This window comes from Acetobacterium sp. (assembly GCF_041752335.1).
In the GTDB taxonomy this organism is placed as follows: Bacteria; Bacillota; Clostridia; order Eubacteriales; family Eubacteriaceae; genus Acetobacterium.
This window is the reverse complement of sequence record NZ_JBGSHG010000062.1, coordinates 69,941-79,305: the sequence shown is the minus strand read 5'-3', so window position 1 is coordinate 79,305 and position 9,365 is coordinate 69,941. Positions and strand designations below refer to the sequence as shown.

The following is a 9,365-nucleotide window of genomic DNA, read 5'->3' as shown; positions in this document are numbered from 1 at the left end:
CTTTGAAAGGAGAAGATATATTAAATTCTAATATATCAAAGAAGAAATGAAAAAAGAAATGCAGAAGCCCGCTAAGGCTTCGATTTTTTCAACGGTTAATGGCTGGACTTTTTTTCCACCACTGATTTTCACCGTCGTTTTAAGCGCCGTGGTTATGACCAATCCCGAAGCTTTCGGAGAGATTTTACAAGCTGCCTTTGCCTTTACCACCGACAGTTTTGCCTGGATGTTCAGCTGGTATTTTATGGCCTTATCAGCAGTCGTCCTGTTTTTGGCCTTTGGTCCGCTGGGGAAAAAACGGTTTGGCAATGAAAAGCCGGAATATTCCACCGCTTCCTGGCTGGGAATGATGTTTACCGGAGCGGCCGGCCTGGGAGTCCTCACCTGGACCACGGTTGAATGGTTCTATTCCTATCAGACCCCGATGTGGGGTGTAGAAACCGCTACCCCACAAGCCCTTGCCCAGGCGGCGATGCTGCCGTTATTCCACTGGGGCCCGGTTTTTTATATGGGCTATGCCCTGATTGCTGTCGTTTTTGCCTACCAGTTTTATTGTAAAAAATCAGCTGATTCGCTGCCCAGCACCGCCTGTACCACACTGATTGGCAGCAAACGATCCAACGGTGGTTTCGGAAAGATAATTGACATCATTTTTGTAATTTCCATGCTCTCTTCCGTTGTTACCTGTGTTGGTGTCAATATTCCGACGCTGGTGGCGATTATTGCCAATATGACCGGCAGTCAGCCGCCCTTTATCATCTCGGTGGTATTAATCCTGCTCTGGAGTTTAATCATGGCAGTGCTGTTGTTCGCCGGACTTAAAAAAGGGCTCGGTTTACTCAGTAATATCCGTGTTTATATGGGCTTTGGAATTCTCGTTTTCGTCTTGCTTTTTGGACCGACATTCTTTATGTTAAATTCATTTACTGACGGACTGGGCATGGTAATGAATAATACCCTGCACCTGATCTCCAATACCGACCCTTATGCGAAATCCTTAATGCCGCAGGGCTGGACCGTTTTCTATTTTGCCTGGTACATTACCATGTCGATTCAAAATGGTGCTTTCTATGGACGAATTTCCCGGGGCCGGACCGTGCGCGAACTGATTTTCGGTTTGATCGGTTCAACCGTCATCGGTACCTACATGTTTTTCGCAGTGTTCCAGGGCTTTTCAATTCATACCTTCTTGAATGAGGGCTTGGATCTGGGGGCCGTCATGGCTACCGGCGGACAGGGTGCTGCCATTGCGGCTGTCTGGAAATTTTTACCCTTTGCCGTTGTTTTAATGCCAGTTTTATTCATTTTTGCCAACATTTGTATGCAGACATTATTAAATGCCAATGCCTACAGTATGGCCATGGCCACCACTAAGGTTTTAAAAGCCGGTCAGGAACCACCAATCTGGATTCGTATTTTCTGGTCAATCTGTATTGGTGTGATCAGTATCGCCTTACTGATGATTGGCGGGATCCGGCCTTTCCAAACCATTACGGTTATTTGCGGCATCCCGGCACTGTTGATCATCGCATTGATGACCTTGTCATTTTTAAAGGATATCCGCACCAATGGCTGGGTTAATTCGCCAGACAACATTGACGCGGAAGTAATGACCATCGAAGAACCACAAACTCTTTAACACCAATCCCCACCATGAATCAAAACGTGTGAAAAAAACTGGAGCGATAAAGACCATCAGGCGCAAATGCAATGAACCGATACCGGCTGCTCTGGTTTTAATTATTAACGGAAGCAAAAGGTGTCGAAGAAGTTATATTCATATGATATACTGAAAAAATCGTTTGCTATGATAACGGTTAACGTGTTGAAAAATCCTGCTAGAAGGAAATGAATGGATATGAAATCATCTAAATCAAATACAAATTACAGTATGATCATGACCGTGCTGGCCTTTGTATTCATTGTAATTGCCTACTTCTTTATTTCTCCAGATCAATCCAAACTTGTGATTGACTCGCTGAACAATTATATCCTGACTAATTTTGGCTTTATCTATGTCTGGATTGTGCTGATCTCCTTATTTTTGTGTATCTACATTGGTGTCAGCAGATTTGGCCCGATTCGACTGGGCCAGGAAAAAAAAGAATACAGTGAGTTCTCCTGGGCGGCGATGATGTTCTGCTCATCGATGGCCGCCGGCTTTATCTATTGGGGTACCATTGAATGGGTGTTTCATTATATCAAACCACCTTTTGGAATCAATCCATTAAGCGCTGAAGCGGCCGAGTATGCGGCTACCTTACCGCTGTTTTATTGGGGCGTATCAGCCTGGGCTGTCTATCTGATCCCCGCTGTGGCCTTTGCTTTTCTGCGTTATAATTTAAAAAATGAACGCTTTGATGTCGCCATCGCCTGTAAACCACTATTGGGAAAATATGCCGACGGAATCGGCGGAAAAATGATCAACATTCTTTTTCTCTTTGGCATTCTAGGGGGGATTGGCACTGCGCTGGGGATCGGGTCACCACTGGTCTCAGCCAGCCTAAATCAACTTTTTGGCTGGGATGATACCCCGATGTTACGTTTCTCAGTGATTGTCGTGGTTACCGCTATTTTTACGGTATCGGCCTACAATGGCGTGAAGAAAGGGATTCGGATTTTAAGCAATATCAATATTATCCTGATGTTGCTGATGATTATTTATGTATTTCTGGTTGGCAATAAGGCATTTATTGTCAATATGCAAACAACTTCGCTGGGGCTGCTGCTGGATAATTATTTTAAAATGAGCACCTACCTGGATCCCGTCAACAACAGTGGTGATGCGCAGTCCTGGCTGGTCTTTTATTGGGCCTGGTGGCTTTCCTATTCGATTTTCATGGGACTGTTCATTGCCAGAATTTCCCTGGGCCGGACCATCCGGCAGGTCATCTTCGGCGGCTTATTTTATGGCTTTTTAGGGTCGTTTTCAATGTTCTCGATCCTTGGCAATTACAGCCTGGATCAGCACTTACGTGGCCTTGTTGATGTTGTCAAAGGGGTGAGCGAAAATGGCGGTCCGGCGACGGTCATTGATCTGTTTGCCAGGATGCCATTTGGCGGAGTTTTTGTCTTTGTTTTGTTGATTGCATCACTGCTTTCCATGGCCACCAGTTTTGACTCCGCTGCGTACACCATGGCCATGGTTTCCTCAAGACAAGTCCCCTTAGATGGGCGTCCCAGTAAAAAACTGACGATCTTCTGGGCCGTAACATTAGCGGCGATTCCAATGGTATTAATGATGTTCAATGGCTCGTTAGCTCAGGTTCAGGCCCTTTCGGTGATCCTGGCATTACCAACCTGTCTGATCTACAGCATCATTGTCATCAGTTGTTTAAAAATGTTATCCGAAGCAACAATGAAAGAATAACGGGTTAACTTAACCGATCGTAAAAACAATACAGCTAAAAAACATTTGCGCATTGTTGCGCAAAACAAATTATTATAAATAGAAGAGGTAAATAAATATGTTAGATTTAAAAGCATTAACGCAAGCATTGGGTGATTTGGAAGAAGAACTGGTACTGGAAATGTTAAAAGAATTTGCCACCACGAATCCCTCTAAAACAGAGGCTTTAGAAGCAGTTGCGGCCTGTCAGGGGGGCATGGCAATTGTCGGCGATCTTTTCGAAAGTGGCGATTATTTTGTCGGCGATCTGATTTTTGCCGGAGAACTGTTAACCGAAGCCATTGATGTTTTAAAGCCCGTTTTGGGCAGTGGTGCCACCGAAATCAAGGGCACTATTTTACTGGGTACCGTCCATGGGGATTTACACGATATCGGCAAAAATATTTTTAAAAGCATGTCTGAAGCGGCCGGTTTTGAAGTCGTGGATATCGGGATTGACGTGGCGGTTGAAGAGTTTGTTACCAAAGCAACCGAACTAAAACCTCAGATTATTGGGATGAGCGGCGTCTTGACCCTGGCCATTGACTCCATGAAAGAAACGGTGGAAAGCTTGAAAACAGCCGGGGTTGAGGCCAAAATCATTATCGGCGGTAACCCGACCACCAAAGAGACCTGTGAATTTGTCGGTGCCGATGCCTTCACCACCAATGCGGCTGAAGGCGTGAAGATTTGCCAGGGTTGGGTCTAGGAGGCGATCATGATTATTATTGGAGAAAAAATTAACGGTTCGATCCCGGCTGTCAAAGAAGCCATCGAAAAAAGAGATGCCACCTTTATCGCTGACCGGGCTGTCCAGCAGACCGTTGCCGGCGCCCATTTTATTGATGTTTGTGCCAGCACTGCTCCGGAATTTGAAATTGAAACCCTGAAATGGCTGATGGAAGTGGTTCAGGATGCCACCGATACGCCACTTTGTATTGATAGCCCCAATCCGCGGGTGATTGAAGCGGTCTTCAAATATGCCAATAAACCGGGGATGCTGAATTCCATTTCCGAAGAAGGCGATAAATGCGAGATTTTATTACCGCTGATGGAAGGCAATAGCTGGGAGGTGGTCGGACTTACCTGCGATAACAAGGGGATCCCCAACGATGTTGAAACCAAGGTTGCGATTACCCGAACGATGGTCGAAAAAGCCGCTCACTATGGGATCACCCCGGATCGTATTCATATCGATCCCTGTGTGATGGCATTATCAACTGAAAACAATTCCCTGCTTAATTTCACCCAGGAAATCAGAGCGATCAAGGAAATGTATCCAACCATCCATGTAACCGGCGCGATCAGCAATATCTCCTTTGGCTTGCCAGTTCGGTCACTGCTGAATAAAACCGGCATGGCTTTTGCCATTCAGGCCGGTATGGATTCAGCCGTGCTGGATCCGCTGAACCGGGAAATGATGAGCACCATTTTTGCCACCTATGCTCTGATGGGACAGGATCGGCACTGCCGGAAATACAGCAAAGCCTATCGGGCCGGACAAATCGGACCAGCGGCAAAATAAGCAGCACATAATCTTATACTAGACACTCTAATATTTAAAAATCTCCGTACTCTCACAGTGCGGAGATTTGAGGTTGTCGATAAACGACCGTACCGACCAATTGTTAATCTGTTGTTCGCCGCGGAATCGGACAGGCGATGCCGTGTCCGCTCCGATGCGTACAACATGATGTAACAATTGTCGGTACTGGGTTATCTTTTTTGACAGTCTGAAATCTCCGTACTCTCAACGTGCGGAGATTTTTCGTTTAACGCTGCGCCTTCAGCAGCTAATGAAAAGTTATAAATTTTCCAGCAGCGAGTCCCACTCTCGCAGTTCGGTAATCGGTTTAAACAGTTCCGGATGCCGATCATGCTCAGCAATCATTTTTTCCATCCAGATCATGTCGTACCAGGTATCAAATTTATAGCCGCATTTTGAAAAATGACCAATGGTTTGGTAGCCCAGGTGTTCATGAAAACCGATACTCCCGGGATTGGGATAGGCAATACAGGCGTAAAGATTGCAGATATTCTGTTGCTTCAAGACTTCCTCCAGGGCCTGGTATAGTTTTTTACCAACCCCGCTGTTGCGGCTGTCCGATTTGACGTAGATGGTGGTTTCCACCGCCCAGTCATAGGCGGCCCGATTTTTAAATTCTGAGGCATAGGCATAGCCCAGTAGTTCCGCTTCCTGTACGGCCACCAGATAAGGGTACTTCGTCAATGTTTTTCTCATGCGTTCCCTGAATTCTTCAATGGTCGGCACCGTATATTCAAAGGTGATCGCGGTTTCTCTGACATAGGGGGCGTAAATACCCAGTATTGCTTCTATATCTGCTGCTTTTGCGATCCGAATCGTTATGTCTGCTTGCATCTTGCATCCTTCTTTTCTTTAATTTTATCTTGTTTTTGATTATATCATTTTTAAGACCAACGTCAAAGAATCCCTTCAAATTTCTGTCTGAAGGGACTCTTTTATTCAAATTAAATACACTAATTAAATGCGCCGTTTTAATTCGACAATAAAATCAAACTTAATTTATAGAAAACTGTTAACCACTTCCGCAGGCATCATGGTCCGCTCGACAATTGCTTCCACGGTCATGCCCTGGTCATGAAAACGCCGGCAAACCTTGGCCATACTTTCGCCCACTTCAATGATATGATAGTCTGGATCATAAAAGCGGATGGCCCGTTGTCCCCAGGCGGCTTCCTCCATATCGTGTAAATATTCGATAGCTTCAAAGCTTTTCAGATGCTCTAAAAAATTATCAAGATTTTCTTCTTCAAAGTACATTTCCATATCGTTGCCCCGATAGACAATTGCCGTTTCTTCGGTATTAATAAATTTTGCCCAGAGAGCTTTTTCCTGCAGAGAAAACCCCGCATCAAAGGTAATATTCTCACCAAAATCCATCACCACTTCTAAACCAAAAACATCGCAATAAAAAGCCCGGGACCGGTTAATATCATCCACCACCAGCATGGCTGCTTCAAATTTCATATCTTTTTCCTCCTCGTTTTTGAATTATTGTACCGCAGTAATCACGACACCTGTCTGTCATGTTTAAATCGATCATTGGTATTTTTCGCTGATTCTTCTTGCGACTATTAAAAACTCTTTTCTCAGCCCTTCAGGTTCAATTAATTCCACCCCATCGCCAAAGCTCAGCAGCCAACTGAAAAGATTTTCTCGGCTGGAGAAATAAAATTCAAAACGAAGTTTTCCCGCCCTGGTCATTTGATAACAATCCATCCCATATTCATCAATGAGCCGCCATTTCATAGTGGGGTCAAATTCTGCCACCAGATGAATCTGGCTGGGCATGGCCAATTGCTCTTGACTGTTATATTCCGGCAGATCCCGGGGCTCGTAGGTCTCGTTCTGCACTTGCAAATCCCAAAGGCGGTTAAGTTTGAAGTGACGATAATCGGATCGCTCCCGACAATAGCCCCAGATGTACCAGGATGACCATTGATAGACAATCAAATAAGGCTCAATCTGTCGGCTGCTTTCTCCTTTTGGTGAGTAGTAATAAAAAGCAATCAGTCGCCTCTGATCGATGGCTTTTTTAATGGTTTCAAATTTGGGTGCCAATGAATTTTTATAGTGTGAAGACAGATCAATAACGATATGGTTATCCGGCTGGGTCGCTCCGCCACTAACTGCCAGCTTGTCGATTAATTGCCGATACTGATTGGTTCCGGCGACACTGTCCAGGCTTTTTAGCCCGGCCAGGATCGACTGCAGTTCCCCCGAAGACAGCAGCGTTTTATCGATCTTGTAGCCTTCCATGATAGCAATGCCGCCGTTTGCCCCCTGCTTTGTTGTCAGTGGAATTCCGGCCTTGCAAAGGTCTTCAATATCCCGGTTAATAGTTCGCCGGGAGACTTCAAACATGTCTGCCAGATAGGGGGCCGTCACTTTTTTTTGCTGCAGCAGGATGGATAATATTCCGATGAGCCGATCTATTTTCATGTGCCAGTCCTTTGATACCGTTTTCAAATTCGTATTAAATCCTATGTTATTATCAGTTTTATTTTCGGGCCAGCATTTTGACTTCCTTACGGGGTTTTCCGGTGCCGCCATTTTTGATCATCAGTATTTCCGCCAGAATCGAAAAGCCCACTTCTTCCGGTGACATGTCACAGATATCCAGCCCGACCGGAGTGTGTACCTGTTCCAGAAGACTTTTGCTGGTCCCTTCTTCTTCTAGTTGCCGGTACATTTCAACCGTTTTTTTGACACTGCCCAGCATCCCGATATAAGCAAACTCTTTCTGCAAGGCTCCCTTCAGTGCTGATTTATCCTGAGTATGGGTGGATGCACAGCAGACGTAATAGGCTCCGTCGGGAATATCGCCTTCAATGATACCACGCTCAAAATTGTCACAGAAAATGAATTGGTCAGCCAGTTCAATCTGCTCCCTGATCAGTTCCGGTGCCCTGGTATCCAGCAGGATGGTTTCAAAATTCAGGTGCTTTGCTAAACGTAACACCGCCGTGCCAACGTGTCCGCCATTGCAGACTACTAATTGCAGCCGCGGAAAAACAACATCTACAAAAAGCGTCACCTTAAAACTGCAGCCTAAACCTTCGGCCTCATAAGTTGGGATATGTTCATAAGGTTTTAAATAGCTTTGCTTGTTTTTGATGGCCTGTTTGGCTTCTTCCAGGGCTTCCCGTTCAAACTCGCCGCCGCCCACCGTGCCATAAAAGGTGCCATCATCCAACAGCAGCATCTTTTTTCCAACCTTGCACGGGGACGTTCCCATGGTTTCGACAACCGTCAGAACGGCATACGCCTGCCCGGCTTTTTGAGCTTGTAATTGTTCCTGCAAAAATTCCATCTTCTTCCTCCTTCAACCTGGAAAAAGGCCCAGCAAATCCATTGATATGCTATGACCTTTTACTAAAACTCATGGTTCGAAATATTCAAATATGATCGCATCAAATTTTTTCTTGCAATACTCGATGTCATCGGTATCCTGAACCGTCCAGCCAACCAGCCTTCCGGTCAGCAGATGGAAAAGACTGAGCCCCAGTTTTCGCCTGGCATCGCCATGGCAAAATGCCATAAAATGTGGGCGTGTGATAAAATTGGTGGCAAATGAAATAATTAACAACCATTGCCACAGTTTAACATCCAGTCCCTTGAGACTTTTACGCCCGACTGAAAGCTGACCTCTTACCACATCCGGCCGGTTTTTATAAAACCACCTGACAATTAACGGCTGAAAGGATTCCACGCAATACAACCCTTCATAATGATCAAGATGCTCAGCTGTTTTAGAGCACAGTTCGTTGAGATACTTGGTGTTTTTCAGTTCGACAATCAGGGGCACCTGACCATCCACCATTTTTAGCACCTCTTCAAATAAGGGGATCTTTTCTTTGGTATTTCCGAGGTTATAAGCCAGTAATTCCTCATATGTACAATCGGTTATCAACCTCTCCGCTCCACACAAACGCAATAAATTATCATCATGAAAGACAACGATTTTTCCGTCGGCGGTAAGATTTAAATCCATTTCGATGCCATAGCCAGCTGCCACCGCTTTTTTAAAAGCAGCCATGGAATTTTCCGGAATCGACTTATCCTTCTCGTGCAACCCCCGATGGGCATAGTAACTGGTCCAGAGTCGATCATCAACCTCTTTTGGCATTCTGCCCGGGAGCAGCAACAAAATATAAATAATAAATATGACTATTCCTGCCACGATATACAGTGTCATGTACCCTCACCCACTTCTGTTAACCTAAACCAAATCAGTCCCTTTCTCTCAAAATTTTAGCGGCAATTGCGAAAACGTCAGGCTGCTTACCTGTTTCGCAATAACCTGACCGTTTCTTTGTTACTATTAGTGTCTATTTTTGCGATGTATGTCTTTATTACCCCTTTATTTTCTCAGTCAATCATTAAAACTAGATTAGTATTTAGACTATTTTCTGTTAAATCTTGTTTTGAGAG

The 9,365-nt window shown here is 45.0% G+C and carries 9 protein-coding genes; 4 read left to right on the top strand and 5 right to left on the bottom strand.

Going from position 1 to position 9,365, the window contains the following annotated elements; all coding sequences use genetic code 11:
• Nucleotides 1-46: 46 nt before the first annotated feature.
• The 4 genes from ACEW8F_RS08185 to ACEW8F_RS08170 all read left to right on the top strand — a co-directional run bounded on the left by ACEW8F_RS08185 (nt 47) and on the right by ACEW8F_RS08170 (nt 4,913).
• Nucleotides 47-1,639, top strand: a complete 1,593-nt coding sequence (locus ACEW8F_RS08185; RefSeq protein WP_373482983.1) for a BCCT family transporter — start codon at nt 47-49, stop codon at nt 1,637-1,639.
• A gap of 213 nt (nt 1,640-1,852) precedes the next feature.
• On the top strand, nt 1,853-3,370 hold the full coding sequence (locus ACEW8F_RS08180) for a BCCT family transporter (protein ID WP_373482982.1): 1,518 nt from the start codon (nt 1,853-1,855) through the stop codon (nt 3,368-3,370).
• Between the two features lie 97 nt (nt 3,371-3,467).
• Nucleotides 3,468-4,097 (top strand): B12-binding domain-containing protein, encoded by a 630-nt coding sequence (locus ACEW8F_RS08175; protein WP_373482981.1) that lies wholly within the window; start codon nt 3,468-3,470, stop codon nt 4,095-4,097.
• 9 nt (nt 4,098-4,106) lie between these two features.
• Entirely contained in the window at nt 4,107-4,913 is an 807-nt protein-coding gene (locus ACEW8F_RS08170; RefSeq protein ID WP_373482980.1) for a methyltetrahydrofolate cobalamin methyltransferase, read from the top strand.
• Nucleotides 4,914-5,192: 279 nt separating this feature from the next.
• Here the strand turns inward: ACEW8F_RS08170 and ACEW8F_RS08165 are convergent, their stop codons facing one another.
• The 5 genes from ACEW8F_RS08165 to ACEW8F_RS08145 all read right to left on the bottom strand — a co-directional run bounded on the left by ACEW8F_RS08165 (nt 5,193) and on the right by ACEW8F_RS08145 (nt 9,129).
• Entirely contained in the window at nt 5,193-5,768 is a 576-nt protein-coding gene (locus ACEW8F_RS08165) for an N-acetyltransferase family protein (RefSeq protein WP_373482979.1), read from the bottom strand.
• 165 nt (nt 5,769-5,933) lie between these two features.
• Nucleotides 5,934-6,398, bottom strand: a complete 465-nt coding sequence (locus ACEW8F_RS08160) for a VOC family protein (RefSeq protein ID WP_373482978.1) — start codon at nt 6,396-6,398, stop codon at nt 5,934-5,936.
• Between the two features lie 72 nt (nt 6,399-6,470).
• Nucleotides 6,471-7,373 (bottom strand): helix-turn-helix transcriptional regulator, encoded by a 903-nt coding sequence (locus ACEW8F_RS08155; RefSeq protein ID WP_373482977.1) that lies wholly within the window; start codon nt 7,371-7,373, stop codon nt 6,471-6,473.
• A gap of 58 nt (nt 7,374-7,431) precedes the next feature.
• Nucleotides 7,432-8,244 (bottom strand): XdhC family protein, encoded by an 813-nt coding sequence (locus tag ACEW8F_RS08150; RefSeq protein WP_373482976.1) that lies wholly within the window; start codon nt 8,242-8,244, stop codon nt 7,432-7,434.
• Nucleotides 8,245-8,313: 69 nt separating this feature from the next.
• Nucleotides 8,314-9,129, bottom strand: a complete 816-nt coding sequence (locus ACEW8F_RS08145) for a glycerophosphodiester phosphodiesterase family protein (RefSeq protein WP_373482975.1) — start codon at nt 9,127-9,129, stop codon at nt 8,314-8,316.
• Nucleotides 9,130-9,365: the final 236 nt, after the last annotated feature.